The following is an 18,511-nucleotide window of genomic DNA, read 5'->3' as shown; positions in this document are numbered from 1 at the left end:
GACGGATATCGACTTCTTGCACCGCTTAGCCGCCGAAGAGGGCTTGGTGTATCACTTCATTCATGAAGAAGGGAAACACACCCTCTTTTTCAGTGACGACAGCCAAAGCCTGATAAAGCGAGAAACGCCTATCCCTTACAACGTCCTTGCGGGTGGCGTAATGGAGAGCCCTTATGTGTCGCAATTAACGCAACACAGCCAAACCGAAGTGAGCCACAGCGCGCTGCAAGATTACAGCTTTAAAAAACCGAGCTACTCGTTTGCTCAGCAAGCGCAAGGGCGCGAGATGGATTACCAGCAAGCGACCTACGAACACTTTGATGCACCGGGTCGCTTTAAAGACGACGTCAGCGGCAAAGCCTTTAATCAAATTCGCTTAGAGTACTTACGACGAGAAGCGCGTACCGCGACCGGAAAAAGTAACCATCCGGGCCTGCAAGCGGGCACAAAGTTTGATTTACAAGAGCACCTTGACGACAGCATGAACCGCGATTGGGTTGTCGTGCAAGTGCATCATCAGGGGCAGCAGCCACAAGCATTGGAAGAAGAGGGCGGCAGTGGCGCGACCACGTACAGCAACCAATTCACGCTCATTCCTGCCGATGTCACGTGGCGTGCGACACCGCAAGCCAAACCTCAAGTGGACGGCCCTTGCATGGCTTTGGTGGTGGGCCCTGATGGCGAAGAAATCTTCTGCGACGAACATGGCCGCGTCAAACTGCATTTCCCGTGGGACAGATATTCCAACGGCGATGAGCACAGCTCATGCTGGGTGCGCGTCTCACAAGGTTGGGCTGGCAGCCAATATGGCATGATAGCCATTCCGCGCATTGGTCATGAAGTCATCGTCTCGTTTCTCAACGGCGACCCAGACCAACCCATAGTGACAGGCCGTACCTACCATGCGACCAACAAAGCGCCGTACACACTACCGGATAACAAAACCAAAACCGTGCTGCGCAGTGAAACGCACCAAGGAGAAGGGTTTAACGAGCTGAGTTTTGAAGACCAAGCAGCGCAAGAGAAAATCTACCTACACGCGCAAAAAGACTTAGATGCCTTGGTGCTCAATGACGCCACGGCGCACATCAAGCACGACCAGCACCTCACGGTGGATAACGACCAGTTTACGCACGTTAAACATAACCACCACCTCACGGTGGAGGGCGAAAGCCGCGAATCGGTTAAGGGTAGCTGTATATTAATGGTCGATGGTTCCTTGCACGTAAAATCAGGGCAAGTTTGGACTAATGAAAGTGGAGATGAAATCCACATCAAAGCTGGACAAAAAGTGGTGATCGAAGCTGGATCAGAAATTACCGTGACAGCCGGTGGCAGTTTTGTCAAAGTCGATCCTGCTGGTGTCCATCTTTCTGGGGCGGGCGTTAATTTAAACTCAGGCGGAAGTGCGGGCAGTGGCAGTGGTTTTAGTGGCGATTTACCGTTATTACCTGGTGAGCTTGAACTGCAAAAATCCCCCGCGCCACCTCAAACCATTCTTTACCAAGCGCTATTGCAAGCTGAAGAAGCACGAGTGCCAGCCGTAAAAGTATGCCCATTAGCCGGGGATGCCTAATGTTGAAATCGTGGTTTGAAGCACAGTCAGAGCATCAATATTGGTTGGTTGATCATAAACTTCACAAGCTTGCTTTAGCGCAAAATGGTGGTTTTGGATTTGAGGAAGCCGTGCCTTTATTTTATGGCTCCATGTTTGACTCCGTTATGCCGCTATCACCGTGGCTAATTCCTGTAACTGATATTGTGTTGGAGTTGCCAGAATCGCTCCTTGCTCAGGGACTAGCGTTGTCAAGCCCGGTAAGCACACAAGAAGTTTTGGGTCATCTGCGGAGCCTATTAGTTGCCGCATTAGATGGCGAAGAAGTGATGTTTCGCTTTTATGATCGTGATGTGATTGTTCCCATACTACGAGCGATGGATGAAGCCGAGGTGAATCACTTTTTAGGCAACATCAACCAATTGGTGGCGATTGATCACCATGAAGAAGACGTTCTCATTACCTTCAGTAATACCTCATGCAGTGAATTTGTGCTTCGTCACGGGACTTGGTGGAAGATGTTACCTCACCACCTAGCGCCTTTGTACAACATAAATGTTCATGCCAATTCTTTAGAAAGACGTTGGTGGGAGCTATTGCCGCATCTTTTACAACGCCTAGAATCACCGCAGCAGACGATACTATCAGCCTTGCAATCAGCATTAGAAAAGCAAAATAGCTACGAGGTCGCAGAGCAGCATGCGTTAGTTGCGCTCGTCACTGCAACCGATACCGCGCTTGATGATTTATCCCATCCTTTACATTTAACATCGGATGAACTGAAAGAGTTAAAAGCCATTAAGGAGAGCTGGCAATGAGAAGTACAACAGGAGTTAGCCCTTTTTGTGCGCCGTGTGAAAATCGAACGCATTGGATTGAAATTATCATCCGTGATGAGTTCAATAAGCCATTTGAAGGCATCACTGGTACTATCACTGACTCAGCAAAGCATGAATTTCCCATCGTATTAGGTGAAGCACCTATCTTGCTTAAAACGCTTGCCCCCGGCCCGGTGACGCTCACTCTCGATGCTGAACAATGGTTAAGAGAGTCTCAGGGTAAACTGAGAACACCCAATAATGAAGCCGATCCTACTTTGGATTTTGCCAAGCAATACCAAGACCATTTAGGTAATAGTGCTAGTTTTCTAAACGTAACCAGTGGCGATCTAACCGAATTAACGCCAGAACAAGCTCTACCCGTAAGGCACCAAAAAGGCCAAGCGGATGCTTGTAATTTACTGACAGATAAAAGTTATGTTCTTAAAGTGATAGGATTTAACTTTATTACCTTACGTGTAGGTATGTTTTTTGATGGTACGGCCAATAATAGCTACAGTGCGCAGTGGGGGAAAACTCAGTTAGAGAATTACTATCAAACATGGAAAATGAAATACAAGGTTGATTGCGACATTATTTCCAGAAAAACAGGGCGGCTTAAAAACGACATTCCTGCTACTCACTTATCGAGCGAGTGTTTTGATTATCCTAAAAAAGACAATTTTTTTATCTCTTTATTTAAAAATGATGAAGGCGAAGTAGAGACAGTGGCAGGCAGCGCCACTAATGAGCTAACTAATGTACAGAAGTTGTTTGAATTATACTCACAAGATAAATATCTCAGCGACCTAAATGTTTTTACACATGCTGAGTATGTCACTGGTATTGGCACTGGTAATAGTAAAAACATTGAACCCGCTGATGAATCTACGTTTGGGCAAGGGTTAGGGATAGGTCAGTATGGAGTCACAGCAAAAGTAACAACTGGCGTAAAGCAACTATCGGATAATATGCATATGGTTGTGAGTCAAATCTTTGCTCAGTTAGGAGATGATGTTGATGGAATAAATAAAATTCAGTTCGATGTGTTTGGTTTTAGCCGTGGAGCTGCCGCGGCAAGACACTTCATCAATGTGGTTTTGGATGGCGAGCAGAGCGAGTTTGCTCAAGCGTTTAGCGAGGCGTGCCAAAAAAGTGGCGTTCCCTTGGCGTATGGGTTTGATTGGGATGAAGCAGATGAGGCTAAAGCCAACTGTGAGATTACTTTTGCAGGCCTGTTTGATACCGTAGCTTCTGTGGTTGACCTACTCTCTTTTGATTTTTCAACTCATCATGATAACGGTGATGTGAGGTTATGGCTTGATCCTCAGCGCGTTCGGCGTGCTGTTCACTTAACCGCCGATCCTAGCATTGAGTGCCGCTATAACTTTAGCCTTAACCATCTTAACTCTGTTGATTCGGCTGCGCATTTTCATGAATTTGTTCTTCCTGGAGCCCATTCCGATATTGGTGGCGGTTACCATTCACGCCTGAGCTACAACAAGAGTGATTATCTCTTGCCGATCTTAGAAAAAAAGTTGGTGAAGCGTGCGAGCCGCTCTTTCTCTGACCGCTGGGATAAGGATCGCGCCGAGCAATACGTGAGAAGAAAGCTGGCTGAGTATAAACAGCGTGATTTAGCCACTGGTTGGCAGGAGAGTGATTACACAGAGCCAGAAATTGAATTTATCAATCATAGTAAAAAAGAGGGCGGAAGAGTGGTTGGTCGCCTTTATATACAGCGCAAAGTGGAAGGAGAGCTCTCCCGTTTATACCTCAGATTGATGTATGGTTTAGCTGAGTTTCACGGGGTACCAATAACTGATGATAATGGTTTTTTATGGCAAGACCCAGATCGTGGTTCTTATAGAGTAATGGACTTTCCTGCACAATCGAATAATAGTTTAGCTGCTAATTTTAAGGCATTAAATCAAAAAGTACTGGATATGGCGAAGCAAGGGCAATATGCCAAGTTAGAGAGTGAGTTTGATGCAAAACGTAAACAAGAGTTGATGCAGTTAAACTTATTTCATCATTCGTCGGATGATAGTTTTGCACTCAAACCGCTTTGGGACGAAAGTCAAGGCTGCTATAAACGGTCTAGCTACTCATGTGAGAAAGGAAAATAAGTTGAATATTAAGGCAATACTTATCATTTTATCTTTGTGCTTGCTGAGTTCTTGCGCCTCTAATGCAAATAATGCAAAATATGTACCAAGAGATAAATGGCGAGTGGGTGTTGTTATGCCCTCTTTTTACCCTGTTAAAGTTACTCAGGCGTATGGGGTAAATGAAAATGAAAATTGGACATCATTGCTGCATAGTTTTACACCGCAATCTTTTAGTAATAGTGAGTTAAGTAACGCGCGTAAAAAGCTGCCTAACTATGATGGTTTTGGTCTTCCTCTTCATGCCATAAGTATAACAAGTCGATACCAAATAGGTGGTACGAATCACTTGCCAGATAGTGTTTATTTATATTGGGTTTCGCTAGTAAATACTCAATTTTATGTCACGAAATATATTGTGCCAGAGTCTATAAAGCAACTTATGGCAAAACAAGACAGCTATACTCGAGCTAATGGTTTTGTTGTCAATCCCTGCTATCGCACGGACTTTGTATTTGGGTTACTGCCAAATGGGCAAGCCAAAGTTTGGCTAAGAGGTTGTGGCGAGACCGTATATCTAGCAGAATTAGCACCAGATAAAGTCATGGATCGTGATAGCAACGGTTTTACAGCTGACACATATAAAGAGGCTTCTTATTTAGGGCGTATTCACCAACGCGCAAAAGACGCAGGTGTATCAATTGACCCGATTCCTTGGGATAAAGTGGATAAGGTGTATTCAATGGAAGAGATCAAATATCTCAATTAACCATTTTTGACCTGAAAGTAAAATGTATTTGAAAAATGTATCTGTTTTGTTGATCACGGCATTGTTAAATGCTTGTTCATCGTATGCGGGGCCAATACCAGAGAAGGCATGGAGCGTTAGCGTCTCTATGCCCACTTTTTATCCTGTCAGTGTTACTCAAGCCTATGGGGTGAACGATGCGCAAGATTGGACATCCCCTTTACATACATTTTCTCAGTTTATGAGGATCAGTGCATTTGAAAATATCAAAAAAGAACTTCCTGACTATGATGGTTTTGGATTACCAATACATCCCTTCGCAATGAATCGACGAGGTGATCAGGTAATGCGAATTAAGCTACCACCTGATACTCTTTACTTGTATTGGGTTTCACTTATTAATACCCAGTTTTATGTCACCAAATATACTGTATCTGAAGACGTTAAAAGTTTGATGGCAAGAAAAAGTCTTTACCAAAATCGAGATGGTTCATTGGGTAATGTTTGTTATCGCACCGAATTCGTGTTTGGTTTACTGCCCAATGGGCAAGCCAAGGTTTGGCTAAGAGGCTGTGGTGAAATCATCTATTTAGCTGAGTTGGGACCGGATAGAGTATTGGATCGTGATAGTAATGGGTTTGATGAAGAAAGATATAAACAGGGTTCTTTACTAAATGATATACAACAACGCGCAAAGGACGCAGGTGTATCAATTGACCCGATTCCTTGGGATAAAGTGGATAAGGTGTACTCGGCGCAGGAGATTAAGCCACTCCAGCACTAGAGATTGCTTTGAATCAGAGTAGTGATCTGAACGTGCTTGATGCACTACTATAGAGACACTGCTGACTTGAAAAGGAATGACCATGGTTACTGCTCTATATGCATCGATACTTTCAGCATTATTTTTGTGGCTAGCGATTAACGTTATTAAACAGCGTCGGGCTAACCAAGTGAGATATGCCGATGGTGGAGTACCAGCACTGCAATTAGCTCGCAGCGCGCAAGGAAATGCCGCAGAATACATTCCTATTACTTTAATCCTAATGGGGTTATTGGAGTTTAATGGTGCCAGCGTATGGTGGATCCACGGGGTGGGTATTACGTTTATCGTTGGCCGAATTTTACATGCCAGAGCGATTTTAAGTGACCAACTGAAAGGGCGGATTCGTGGTATGAAGCTAACGTTCAGTGCGCTGGTTATCTTGATCGTGCTGAATATTGTTTACCTGCCTTTTGGCCAAGTATTGGGTTAAGAATGCTATTCATTCACGGCAGGGTGAAGTTTATCTTGATAGGTGGCCAATTCTCGGCGCAAGCCTTTAAATGTGGTAAAGGCACTGTCAGTGGACAGTTTGTTCACTAACCAGTTAGGTAGTGCACCTCCTGGATTAGCGAAGGCAATATAATCGATGTGAGTCATACCATTAGTCAGTTTTTGCAGCGTCCAATGTGCGTTGACTTGAGTGATACGGATGTATCCCGGTTGTTCAGGCAAGTAATTTAGGGCATCCACTATGTCTAAACTTAAACCATTAGGTAGCATCTCAAATTTTGAATAAGTCACCATATCTCTGTTTTTAGCTGGCCATGGTGCCGAGAATTGGGTGTAAACAATATTCTCGGTATCTGAAATTTTTTGCAGCACACGGCTGTTACTCACGTTATCTATCCAGTTTGGTACATGTTCACTGTCATCTAATAGCCGCATAAAAGCGAAATAGCTAGTGGGTACGAACATTTGCGCCCGTATTTGGACTAAGCCATCGCTATGGTGGCGCGAGTAGATCGTAATGCCGTCTTCTGATTTTACCTGTAACCAATCGACCGAAGTCGCTGCCAAACTAGCAACATTGCTAAATAGTAGGCTTAAACCAACTATCCATTTCATCATGGTTCTTTCCTCATTGATGTTGTAGCACGTGGCCTTATTTTTGTCGTGTTGGTTACAAAAAGTGGGTTTAAGAACTGCACTAGCATAAAAACATAAATATATTATGTATACGTTTTGTTTTATTAGTTTTTGTTATGTTTCTTAAAAGTTTGCTCAATGTTCAGGTACGGCAATGAAATCTTTAAGATGGTATGAGGTTTGGCTCTGTCTCATCCTATCATGGATTTCTATTCCCGCATGGGCAGCGCCATCCTCAATACACAATAATCATATTATTCGTATTAGTGCTGGTGAATGGCCGCCGTTTATTGGTCAACACCTTGAAAATAATGGTTTTGTTGCTGAGATCATCCGTAAAGTATTTAAGGATGCTGGCTACGAAGTTGAGTTTCATTTTTTCCCATGGGCGAGAGCATACGCCGAAGCCAAAGCTGGACGTTATGATGCAACTGCTATTTGGATGTTTAACCAAGAGCGAACGGTAGATTTTTATTATAGTGAAGCGGTGAGCGATGAACGCTTCGTGTTTTTTCACCATAAAGAAACCGACTTTCACTGGGAAAGTCTCTATGATCTTAAGGGGTTACATTTAGGAGGTGGCATTGCCTACAGCTATGGTGCCGAGTTAGACAGATTGTTAGAAACGCAGCAAATAAAAATGTCTCGAGTCAATGATCCAAAACAGAACTTCGAACGGCTGGTGAAAAAGAGGATTGATCTCATGCCAGAAGAAATTCATATCGGTTATTACACTCTGGATAAATACTTACCGCAATGGCGAGAAATGATCACGCACCATCCCAAACCTTTTCTCATCAATAATAACTATCTATTGTTCCCTAAAATGGGTGAACGAAGTGAGCAACTGTTGACGCTATTTAATCATGGACTGAAAGAAAGTGATGTCTCCATGATTGAATGATTCGCTTTTTTTGAATGGCCCTTCCTTCTTACCTTTCCGCAGTGAATTAAAAGGCGGTTAAATTAAGTTCAGAGACGCGAGCAGGAAGATGCCTAGTGTACAAGTAAACAGTGAAAATACGGTCGTCAATGCAATGATGTTGGCCGCTAAGGTTGCATTTCCTCCCATAGCTCTAGCCATAACATAACTGGCCGCAGCGGTAGGGGATGCACTCATCAAAAAGACTAGCCCGAGATCTAACCCGCGAAAGCCAAAAAGTAACGCACCCGATGTGATCAATATCGGGGCGAGAATCAGCTTATGGGCAGTGGCAAACCAAGCCGGTGCTTTGTCGCTTCTGAGTGAACCTATATTGAGTGAGCCGCCAGTACACAGTAGTGCTAATGGTAGTGTCATATTGGCAAAGTATTGGCCAGCATCAGTGACCATTTTCGGGATTGGAAGAGATAAGGAATAGCATAAAACACCGAGCAGAATACCAATAATCAGTGGGTTTTTGGTGAGTGTTTTGGCTATTACTCCTGCGGCTTTGAGCCCTGAACTTTCCCCTTTTGGCGTGAGTGTTATCACCGCTTGAATATTATAAAGGATAGTGGTTGCGGCAACGTACATCGCCGCTAATGCTAACCCAGGTTCGCCATAAGTATTTGCGACATAAGCCAAAGCGATAATAGCGGTATTCGCACGAAACCCGCCTTGGATGATCACGCCGTGATCCAGATGTTGTGGGAACGCTTTTTTGGTGAAAAAAGTCGTGAAAAGAAAAAATAGGAAATTAGCGAGTAGTCCATAGCCGATCAGTGCTGCACTGGAAGAAAAATCGTGCTGTGATTTGACTATGCTAAGAAATAGCATGGCTGGTAAGGTGACTTGGAATACGATGCGTGACGCGACATCGATGAAATTATCGTTGATAACCCCCGTTCGCTTTAGTACAACGCCCAGTACTAACATCAAACAGATAGGCCCTGTAATTGAGGCCGAAAACAAAAGTTGTTCGATAATCGTTGTCATATCAATCCATTGAAGTTGCTCATAGCGTTGCTATTCTTCCACAGTTCCTCATTTTGCAAAATCAAATTTGCAAAAAAGAACGAACGTGCTAAAAATAGCATGGTATGAATTGAGAGTCGGCATAATATGAGCAAAGGTAGAATTACAAGAGAAAATGTACTGAACAAAGCGTTCGAATTAGCCAGTGAAAGCGGTTTGGAAAGTATCACTATCGGTGAGTTGGCAAAACAGTGCGGTTTATCAAAAAGTGGTTTGTTTGCGCATTTTAATGCTAAAGAAAATTTGCAAATTGCAGTATTAGAGCATGCCCATTCTGTGTTTACTGAGCGTGTTATTACGCCGGCTCGCCTGATTGGCGACGAGAATATCGAAGCTAAATTGCGAGTGCTGTTAGAGCACTGGTTAGGTTGGAATCATTCATTCCAAGGCAGTTGTATGTTTTTAGATGCGTGGAAAGATGCCGCAACTTGTGATTGTGCAATTCAAAAAGTACTTAAAAAAACCATCGCGACTTGGATTCATTACTTGCAAATTCAAATTCAAAAAGGGGTTGATAGTGCACAGTTTCATCCGAAATTGGATGTAAAGCAGGCTGCTTATGAGTTGTATGGACTCTATTTAAGTGCTCATTTGTTCTACTCGATCTACGGCCAAGTGGAAAGTTATCAACATTTTTGGAAAGGCGTGGACGATTTAATGTCTCGATGGCGAAATATAGTGAAGCAGCAATGTTAGCTAATTCTCGCTTTTCGCAGCGAGAAGAACGAGCCTGCAACAGCGAAAATGCACTTTTATTTAACAAAATCAAATTCTTAATAAAATAAAAATTTTTAATTATAAATAGTACGAACGTTCTATTTTATCGAGAGGAAGGGCAACTCAGTGAGTGAAAAAATCTATTTCAGCACCTCAAACACATTCAGTGTGAAACGTACATTGGTCAATATGAGCACTCGTCTTCATCACACGCTCGCACCGTCACATGCCAAAAAAGTTGCACGAAATGTATTGTTGACTCCGGCAAGAAGTAAGCCTCAAAACCAGCCGCCAATTGGCCTGAAAACTGGCCGTGTAATGTGCGTTGAAGGGGCTCTGACTACTTATCAACTCGGAAGTGGTCCCATTTGGTTATTGACTCATGGTTGGTCTGGCACGGCAAGTCAGTTTTATCCACTGATGGAGCATATTGCGGCACGTGGTTATACGGCATTAGCTTATGATCACCCAGCACATGGTCAAAGCGAGGGCGTGTATGGTCACATTCCTGCGTTTGTTGGAGGGTTGGAAGCGATACTCGATAGTATTGACAATGTTGCTGGTATCGTTGGACACAGTATGGGGACGGCCGCCGCATTAGAGTGCCGACATCATAAAATTGAGCATTGTCCAATGCTATTGGTCGCGCCCGTGCTGGATTATTTGGATAACTTATTCAGCAGTGTGGCAAGGTCTGGCTATTCGATGCGCTTATTTGAGGCCGTTGTTGCGGAAGTTGCCGATCAATATCGTTATCCCATTCAATCTATCGATCCTTACCATAAGCTTGCTCAGCGTCAATCTCGCAGCGTCATTGTTCACGATGAGAATGACAAGTTCACCAAATATTCTGTTTCAAAGCGAGCGGCAGAAGAAATCGAGAAAGTGTCACTTATTACCACCCAAAACCAAGGACATGGACGTGTGATGAAAGGTGAACAAGTTAAGTCCGGATTTGATTTGTTGGCAGGAATACCATGCTAAGGTGTTCGTTTTAAGTTAATTTGAAGCCGTAATTGGATGGGCGTAATTTAACCAATAGTTTTCCATTTATTTCAAAGTGTTAAATTGTTAACCATAGTCTTGATAAGGTTAACAATTTCGCAATAATTATTATCTCCTTGTTTGAATATGTGTGATCATATTGTTGCCAGTAGGCCCTCATAAGGAAAAATAATAATGAATAGAAACGATAGTGTCCCTTTACCCTCCAACACCCGAGAATGGTTTTTTAACCGCAACAGCCTTATCATCCTAGCCGATATTGTCCTGTTTTTTGTCCTGTACAATGCCTTGCCTGTTGATTCTAATGTCGCTTTGGGCATTAGTATGCTGGCATTTATTGCTGTGCTGTGGTTAACGGAAGCTTTACATGTCACGGTCACTGCCATTCTTGTGCCTATCATGGCCATCGTTTTTGGTGTTTTTAACACCCAAACGGCGCTCAATAACTTTGCTAACTCGATTATCTTCCTATTTTTAGGTGGATTCGCATTGGCTGCTGCTATGCATCGGCAGGGGCTGGATAAAGTTATTGCCGATAAAGTTCTTATCATGGCGCGCGGGAAAATGAGCGTTGCGGTATTCATGTTGTTTGGTGTGACTGCCGCGCTTTCAATGTGGATCAGTAACACCGCCACCGCTGCGATGATGCTACCGCTTGTGCTTGGAGTGCTCAGCAAAGTGGATAAAGACCGTGGTCATTCGACCTATGTTTTTGTGCTGTTAGGTATTGCTTACAGCGCCAGCATTGGTGGTATTGCAACCATCGTAGGAAGCCCTCCTAACGCGATTGCCGCGGCTGAGGTTGGTCTTTCATTTACAGATTGGATGAAATTTGGTGCTCCAACGGCGGCGATTATGCTGCCCATTGCGATTACTATTTTATATTTCGCATTAAAACCGGATCTTAATGGAGAGTTCGAGCTCAATTATGAACCTGTTACTTGGGATAAAGGTAAAGTCGTCACGCTTGGTATTTTCGCATTAACGGTTTTTTGTTGGATATTTAGCAAACCAGTCAATGCCATGCTGGGTGGTTTTGCGAGCTTTGATACTCTGGTTGCGCTGGGTGCGATTGTTTTGGTCAATTTTGCCCGAGTGGTGCACTGGAAAGATGTAGAAAAAACGGCAGATTGGGGGGTATTACTGCTGTTTGGTGGCGGTATTTGCTTGAGCAACGTACTTAAGCAAACGGGAACCAGCGTTTTCCTAGCCAATGAACTAAGTGCCCTGATCTCTCATTTAGGTCTGTTCTTTATTGTATTCGTGATTGCTGTTTTCGTGGTGTTCCTAACGGAATTCGCGAGTAATACAGCCAGTGCAGCGCTGCTTATTCCGGTGTTTGCCAGTGTTGCTGAAGCCTTTGGTATCTCACCCGTGATTCTATCTGTATTGATTGCTATTGCGGCTTCTTGTGCATTCATGTTGCCCGTTGCGACGCCACCCAATGCGATAGTGTTTGCCTCTGGACACATTAAGCAAAGTGAGATGATGCGAGTGGGTATGATGTTAAATATTGCTTGTATTGGCTTGCTGACCATGATTGCGATGTTGTTCTGGTAAGCTAAGCACAAACTACTTCAATACTAATGAGCTCTCAATTCAGAGAGCTCATATTGAGATGTTATTACTGTTGGTTAACGAATTCTTTAAAGCGTGCTTTCGTTTTCTCATCAGCCTTGTTGTACCAAAAATGCAGCATTTCTTCGGCGGCGTTTTGTACATTTCCTGACTGAGCTAGTTCATTTTGCAGCATAGCAACATCCGTCATTCCAATAGCCGCAATACCCCCTGCGCGATTATAGTCATTTGCTTCACGGATATAGTCACGGCCTACTTGATACCCTTCTTTAAGAAGGCGATCTTGCTTTATCTCTAGTGTTTGGCCTGCTTGGTCAATCAGTGACCATTGCATTGTTTTAATCTCTTTCTCTGCTCGATGTGCATCACGGTATTCAGGCATGGCAAAATTCAGTTTTGCATCCTTTGCGGTGAATGTGGCAATGACTGCATCGCTTTCGATAATCACGCGATCATTCCCTTGCGTAAAATAAGGCGCGTATTTGAAGACGATTTGTTGTTCACCATCGGCCAGCTCAAGGCTTTTCGCTGAGGAAAATAGGCTGCCAGAAGTTTCGGGCTTCTGACCATTCACCGCTAATAAGTTAATGGTGTCTGGAATTTCAAGAGTGATATTAGCCAATACAGAGGTACTAAAGATCATGGTTAATGTACATAAAGCCGGTTTAATTAGGTTCATTATTTTATCCTTGCAAGCAATAGAGTAGAGGTTGCCGATAGTTGGTTGTAAAAGCAAGTTCTCAACGGCATAAGTGACTAATTTTCATTGAAATGTAACATCTTTAGTGCGAGGCATGCGTCATGCATTCGTCAATATTATCAGATCGTTAGTCACGTGATAATGTCATTCTCTTAATTTTAAATTATGCCATTTAGTCTTCTTCAAAGGCCTTAATTAGCGTAAAAAATTAAACTTACCTGCTTTGCTTTGTCAAAATTCTGAATTCCTGACTCAGAATTGCTTTTAAGATGTAACACGGTGAATCCCCATAACAAAATTTTAACGATGACTCGAAAAGCGTTTTTATTTTTTTGCTAAAAAAAATAAGTCTTGTAAATACTGAAATGGATGTTCTTCAATGCCTTATCAGAAGAGCAGCTTGCTTAAATGTAAGTGAAACATTCAGAAATGAGAGATATAGGTATGAATCGTATTACTTTGTGCGCCGCAAGTATTGCAATGGCTCTTTCGGGCACGGCAATGGCAGCACCAGCAACCCCTAGCGTCGATGTCTATGGGTCGAATAATCTACAGTTTTCTAAAGTTGAATTAGCCATGGAAAGCACGGCTGGTTATAACCAAATGGTCAAATATTATGACCAAGCGCCGATTGCCGTTAAGTTTAACCAATGGAGTGGTACAACGGGCAACACGTATAAAATCTATTTTGATGGCGCACAGGTCGCGACAGGCCCAATCACTGGCAGCCAAACCACCGCAAACTTCAGTTATGCACAAGGTGGTGTTTACCAAATGACAATCGAAGCTTGCGACGCGACAGGTTGCAGCAAAAGTGCACCCGTTGAGATAACAATTGCCGATACCGATGGCTCACATCTCAAACCTTTGGTGATGAATATTGATCCCAATAACAAGACTTACACGACCGATAAAGATACGGTGGTTGGAACCTACTTTGTTGAGTGGGGCATCTATGACCGAAAATATACGGTAGATAACATCCCGGCTGATAATCTGACGCATATTCTATACGGCTTCATTCCAATTTGTGGCCCTAACGAATCATTGAAATCCGTTGGTGGAAACAGCTACAACGCGTTGATGACAGCATGTAATGGGGTGAATGATTACGAAGTGGTGATCCATGACCCTTGGGCGGCCTATCAAAAGAGTTTCCCGCAAGCGGGTCACCAATACAGCTCTCCGATCAAGGGCAACTATGCCATGTTGATGGCGCTCAAACAGCGTAATCCAGACCTCAAGATCCTTCCTTCTATTGGTGGTTGGACACTCTCTGACCCATTTTTTGATTTTACCAACAAGGCCAATCGCGATACTTTTGTTGCTTCAGTGAAGAAATTCCTAACCACTTGGAAATTCTACGACGGTGTTGATATCGACTGGGAATATCCTGGAGGAGGTGGTCAAGCAGCGGATCGCGGTGACCCAGTCAATGATGGCCCTGCGTACATTGCGTTAATGCGTGAACTGCGTGCCATGCTTGATGAATTGCAATCGGAAACTGGTCGTACTTATGAGCTCACGTCAGCAATTGGTGTTGGTCATGACAAGATTGAAGATGTTAATTATGGCGAAGCCATTCAATATATGGATTACATCTTTGCCATGACTTATGACTTTTATGGCGGTTGGAATAACGTATTAGGCCACCAAACCGCGCTTTACTGCGGATCATTCATGCGCCCTGGTCAGTGTGATGGGAAAGGAGTAGATGAAAATGGCGAACCTTATAAAGGCCCAGCTTATACGGCGGATAATGGTATCCAGTTACTGCTAGCACAGGGTGTCCCTGCTAATAAGTTAGTCTTAGGTGCGGCTATGTATGGCCGTGGCTGGGAAGGGGTGATGCCGGCTTCATTAAGTGATCCAACCGACCCGATGACAGGGGTAGGTAACGGAAAATTGAAAGGCACTTCCGCGCAAGGCGTGTGGGAAGCGGGTGTGATTGACTATAAAGGCATCAAATCATTCATGTTAGGGGCTAATAATACCGGTATTAATGGCTTTGAATATGGATACGATGCACAAGCTGAAGCACCTTGGGTTTGGAATCGTACAACGGGCCAACTGGTTACTTTTGACGATAACCGTTCAATCAAAGCCAAAGGCGCCTATGCTCGAAACCTTGGTTTGGCCGGGTTGTTCTCTTGGGAGATTGACGCTGATAATGGTGACATCCTAAATGCGATGCATGAAAGCTTAGCAGGAGGAGGTACTACACCCCCCGCGAACCGCGTGCCCACTGCAAATGCAGGTGTTGATCAATCGGTGGTTGGTCCGGTGAGTGTTGTTCTTGATGGCGGTGCATCAAAAGACAGTGATGGTACTATTGTCAGTTACGTGTGGCAGCAAACGGCGGGCACAGCAGTGAGCTTAGTAAACGCTAATTCTGCACGAGCCAGTTTTGACGCGGCCGAAGTGGTACAAGTACAAACGCTGACGTTCAAGTTGACGGTCACAGATAACAAAGGCGCAACGGCTTCTGATGTTGTGACTGTAACGGTCAAACCTAAAGCAACTGAGCCTGTGAACACGCCACCAGTGGCGGTGATTACTGCGCCAAGCAATGCCAGTGCCGGTGAGGTTGTGGTGGTGGACGCTTCCGCTTCAAGTGACGTCGATCAAGACACCTTAACTTTCGTATGGGATGTACCTGCAGGCCTAAATGCAACCATTCAAGGTGCGAGTGTTTCGTTTGTTGCTCCTGAGTATACCCAAGACACCACGCTAAGCTTCACTGTAACTGTCAGTGATGGTAAAGCGGCGGCCTCTGCAAGTGCATCGGTTATCGTGGCGAAGAAAGATTCTGGTGGTGGTGACACTTGCAGTAACTTGTGGGATAAATCAGCGGTTTATACTGGCGGTCAACAAGTTTCTTGGGCTGGTAAAGTATGGGAAGCCAAGTGGTGGACAACTGGCGAAAACCCATCGACTACTGGTGTGTGGGGAGTATGGAAAGAGATTGGCCCTGCGAGTTGCCCAACAAGCTGATTGCTTTAATAAACCAGCTACCTCAATAAGCTAACGGGTTTAATAAACTTTTTATTGCAAACAATGACTTCAAGCCTCGTTCTAACACGAGGCTTTTTTGTGCGTTTTTCTATGTTTTTTCATTCATCACTTGCAATTCAATATTTTTGCTTTAGTGTTATATATGTGTATAACACTATATCGGTATAAAATTGTGACAGATTGGCAAGATAACCAACCCATATTCCGTCAGCTAGCCGACAAAATTACCGAGCAGATCCTACAAGGTATTTGGCTAGAAGATAGTGCGTTGCCTTCGGTAAGAACCGTTTCGGCAGATATGAAAATCAATCACTTAACTGTCATGAAAGGCTATCAACTGCTTGTTGACGAAGGCATTGTTGAAAAAAGACGAGGTCAAGGTATGTATGTCGCGAAAGGAGCGCTAGCGCAATTACAGGCGAAACAAAAGCAGCACTTTTTAGAGCAACAGATCCCAGAAATTGCACAAACACTCAAGCTATTGGCGATGCCGCTTGAGGATTTTATCAACCAACTACAACAGCATATTGAAGGTGACCAATGAATCCATTAGTCGAAGTCAACGGTGTATCTAAACAGTACGCAAAGCATGCCGAGTCGGAAGCTCTGCAGAATGTGAGCTTTAAGCTCTACGCAGGACAGGTGCTCGGTTTGCTCGGACATAATGGTGCGGGCAAGTCGACCTTAATTAAGTCGTTGCTCGGTGCTCACCATTATCAAGGTGACATTTTGATCCAGGGCTTAAATCCGATTACGGAACATGCGCAAGTGATGGCGCATCTTTCCTACATTTCAGACGTCAATGTGTTGCCAGATTGGATGACGGTTAAACAAATTTTGCGTTATACGTCAGGCGTGCATCCCAGCTTCTCGTTAGACAAGGCCACGCAAGTCCTTGCACAAACCAACATTCGTTTATCAAGTAAAATTCGTACCTTATCAAAAGGGATGAAAGTACAACTGCATTTAGCCATTGTGATTGCCACCGATACCAAAGTGCTGATTTTAGATGAGCCAACTCTTGGTTTGGACCTAATCTACCGTGATACCTTCTATCGTCACTTACTCGAATGGTTTCATGATGGTGAGCGTGCCTTGATTATTGCTAGTCATGAAGTATCGGAAATTGAACATTTGCTAACGGATGTGCTGATCTTGAAGCAAGGTAAGGTCGTGCTGCAAGACTCAATGGAGGCGATTACACAAGGGTATTTTGTTCTAGAGGCCAGTAACGCACATCAAGACGTTATCCAAACCTATCGTCCTTTGGCATCTCAGCCAAGCTTGGGAACAACAAAGTGGTTGTTGACTTCAGAACACCGTCAAGCCGTTGAAGGGCTTGGTTCTATTTACAGTGTAAAACTTGCTGAACTATTTCTTGCCTTGCAGAAGGAGAGCGCATAATGCACCCCAGTATTTATATGCTTGAAAAAGAGCTGATTGAAAACAAAAATGTTACGCGTATTCCTTTGTTTCTATTGGTATGCGGAACCCTATTGTTCATCAGTTTGTTAATGAACAATACACTGCAACACAACCTGTTTTTTGAGATGGAATTTGGTGGCGACATCAGTGATGTCCATATCGAATTTGTGGATGATTTCAACACCTTTATCATCATGCTTGTTGGTTTTATTTCGCTAATGCTCAGTTCACTCTATTTCCCCAGAACATTCCGCAAGGAGCGTAAAGAGGGAAGCTCGATGTTCTGGCGCAGCATGCCAGTGACGAACAATATGACCCACATAGTGAAACTGGGGTTTGGCTTATTTGTAATTCCTGTGGTCTGTTCCGTGTTAGTCATTTGTGCGGACGCTCTGCTGTGGGGGCTTAACTTAGCGACAGAAAACCGTTTAGCTCTACTATTTGAACAACGTTCTCTAGGATATGCCGTTCAACACTGGTTGAATTACCTCAGTATCATGTGGGTGATTGCTGTGACGATGCTGCCATTAGCCTGCTTTACTTTAGTTATTTCACAGATATTTAATTCGCCGATCCTTGTGATGTTCGTGGGCGGTTTCGCGCTTAAATGGATCTCGATTGTTATGCTGAATTCTGACATTGTAGGGGAGTTTTACCACGCGATTTTCAACTTGCCGTTGCAGTTAATGACTTCTTCAAACATGTTCACGGCTTTTGAAGGTGCTGGTTGGGGTAATTTATTTGTGTATATCATGATTGGTATCGCCAGTTACTGGATTAGCCACAAGCTCTATAGTACTGATGAACTTTCATTGAAGTCACTGTTGACCCGATAAGTTTCTGGTTAAGCTTAATCAAAAAGAGAGCGTTTGTTCTCTTTTTTTTCGCCTACTTCCTGCGGTTACTATGGTGAGGATAGAAAAGGTTAGACCAGAAAAATTCACTCAAAATTAGAAGTTAGTTCCAAAGTGAT

The 18,511-nt window shown here is 43.8% G+C and carries 17 protein-coding genes; 14 read left to right on the top strand and 3 right to left on the bottom strand.

Annotated features, from left to right (window positions below; translation table 11 throughout):
• The 6 genes from DD616_RS03300 to DD616_RS03275 all read left to right on the top strand — a co-directional run.
• On the top strand, positions 1-1,576 hold a 1,576-nt coding region (locus DD616_RS03300), incomplete at its 5' end, for a type VI secretion system Vgr family protein (protein WP_234826169.1).
• The gene (locus DD616_RS03295; RefSeq protein WP_370685846.1) at positions 1,552-2,373 is read left to right on the top strand and encodes a DUF4123 domain-containing protein; all 822 of its coding nucleotides are present in this window, start codon (positions 1,552-1,554) and stop codon (positions 2,371-2,373) included. The genes DD616_RS03300 and DD616_RS03295, both read left to right, overlap by 25 nt.
• Positions 2,370-4,502, top strand: coding sequence for a phospholipase effector Tle1 domain-containing protein (locus tag DD616_RS03290; protein WP_017049287.1), 2,133 nt, complete (start codon positions 2,370-2,372; stop codon positions 4,500-4,502). Before DD616_RS03295 ends, DD616_RS03290 begins: the two co-directional genes overlap by 4 nt.
• A gap of 1 nt (position 4,503) precedes the next feature.
• Positions 4,504-5,250 (top strand): DUF2931 family protein, encoded by a 747-nt coding sequence (locus DD616_RS03285; RefSeq protein WP_017045005.1) that lies wholly within the window; start codon positions 4,504-4,506, stop codon positions 5,248-5,250.
• 22 nt (positions 5,251-5,272) lie between these two features.
• Positions 5,273-6,013, top strand: a complete 741-nt coding sequence (locus DD616_RS03280; RefSeq protein ID WP_208871449.1) for a DUF2931 family protein — start codon at positions 5,273-5,275, stop codon at positions 6,011-6,013.
• A 76-nt stretch (positions 6,014-6,089) separates the two neighbouring features.
• Positions 6,090-6,485 (top strand): MAPEG family protein, encoded by a 396-nt coding sequence (locus tag DD616_RS03275; RefSeq protein WP_017049285.1) that lies wholly within the window; start codon positions 6,090-6,092, stop codon positions 6,483-6,485.
• A 5-nt stretch (positions 6,486-6,490) separates the two neighbouring features.
• On the opposite strand, the gene DD616_RS03270 is transcribed toward DD616_RS03275, so the two are convergent.
• Positions 6,491-7,120 (bottom strand): START domain-containing protein, encoded by a 630-nt coding sequence (locus DD616_RS03270; protein ID WP_026028159.1) that lies wholly within the window; start codon positions 7,118-7,120, stop codon positions 6,491-6,493.
• 175 nt (positions 7,121-7,295) lie between these two features.
• On the opposite strand from DD616_RS03270, the gene DD616_RS03265 reads away from it, so the two are divergent.
• Positions 7,296-8,045, top strand: coding sequence for a substrate-binding periplasmic protein (locus tag DD616_RS03265; RefSeq protein ID WP_208871448.1), 750 nt, complete (start codon positions 7,296-7,298; stop codon positions 8,043-8,045).
• Positions 8,046-8,102: 57 nt separating this feature from the next.
• Here the strand turns inward: DD616_RS03265 and DD616_RS03260 are convergent, their stop codons facing one another.
• The gene (locus DD616_RS03260; RefSeq protein ID WP_013868314.1) at positions 8,103-9,059 is read right to left on the bottom strand and encodes an AEC family transporter; all 957 of its coding nucleotides are present in this window, start codon (positions 9,057-9,059) and stop codon (positions 8,103-8,105) included.
• Positions 9,060-9,185: 126 nt separating this feature from the next.
• Between DD616_RS03260 and DD616_RS03255 the strand changes: the two genes are divergently transcribed.
• The 3 genes from DD616_RS03255 to DD616_RS03245 all read left to right on the top strand — a co-directional run bounded on the left by DD616_RS03255 (position 9,186) and on the right by DD616_RS03245 (position 12,380).
• Positions 9,186-9,794: a TetR/AcrR family transcriptional regulator gene (locus DD616_RS03255; protein WP_208871447.1), complete on the top strand. Its 609-nt coding sequence runs from the start codon at positions 9,186-9,188 to the stop codon at positions 9,792-9,794.
• A gap of 147 nt (positions 9,795-9,941) precedes the next feature.
• On the top strand, positions 9,942-10,799 hold the full coding sequence (locus tag DD616_RS03250) for an alpha/beta fold hydrolase (RefSeq protein WP_019283476.1): 858 nt from the start codon (positions 9,942-9,944) through the stop codon (positions 10,797-10,799).
• 195 nt (positions 10,800-10,994) lie between these two features.
• Positions 10,995-12,380: an SLC13 family permease gene (locus DD616_RS03245; RefSeq protein ID WP_017043564.1), complete on the top strand. Its 1,386-nt coding sequence runs from the start codon at positions 10,995-10,997 to the stop codon at positions 12,378-12,380.
• A gap of 64 nt (positions 12,381-12,444) precedes the next feature.
• On the opposite strand, the gene DD616_RS03240 is transcribed toward DD616_RS03245, so the two are convergent.
• Positions 12,445-13,068, bottom strand: coding sequence for a DUF2057 family protein (locus tag DD616_RS03240; RefSeq protein ID WP_026028160.1), 624 nt, complete (start codon positions 13,066-13,068; stop codon positions 12,445-12,447).
• A gap of 474 nt (positions 13,069-13,542) precedes the next feature.
• Between DD616_RS03240 and DD616_RS03235 the strand changes: the two genes are divergently transcribed.
• The 4 genes from DD616_RS03235 (at position 13,543) to DD616_RS03220 (ending at position 18,374) form a co-directional block, all read left to right on the top strand.
• A complete protein-coding gene (locus DD616_RS03235; protein WP_094126664.1) occupies positions 13,543-16,092 on the top strand; it encodes a glycosyl hydrolase family 18 protein in 2,550 nt (849 codons plus the stop codon).
• A gap of 193 nt (positions 16,093-16,285) precedes the next feature.
• Positions 16,286-16,657: a GntR family transcriptional regulator gene (locus tag DD616_RS03230; RefSeq protein WP_026028428.1), complete on the top strand. Its 372-nt coding sequence runs from the start codon at positions 16,286-16,288 to the stop codon at positions 16,655-16,657.
• Positions 16,654-17,517 carry an ABC transporter ATP-binding protein gene (locus DD616_RS03225; protein ID WP_088729359.1) on the top strand — a complete coding sequence of 288 codons (864 nt, stop codon included), beginning with the start codon at positions 16,654-16,656 and terminating at the stop codon, positions 17,515-17,517. Before DD616_RS03230 ends, DD616_RS03225 begins: the two co-directional genes overlap by 4 nt.
• A complete protein-coding gene (locus tag DD616_RS03220; RefSeq protein WP_208871446.1) occupies positions 17,517-18,374 on the top strand; it encodes a hypothetical protein in 858 nt (285 codons plus the stop codon). Before DD616_RS03225 ends, DD616_RS03220 begins: the two co-directional genes overlap by 1 nt.
• The last annotated feature ends 137 nt before the right edge of the window (positions 18,375-18,511 follow it).

Source organism: Vibrio anguillarum (genome assembly GCF_003390515.1).
GTDB classification, from domain to species: Bacteria; Pseudomonadota; Gammaproteobacteria; order Enterobacterales; family Vibrionaceae; genus Vibrio; species Vibrio anguillarum.
Note: the sequence above shows the minus strand (reverse complement) of the source record. Positions and strands in the feature narration are given on the sequence as shown.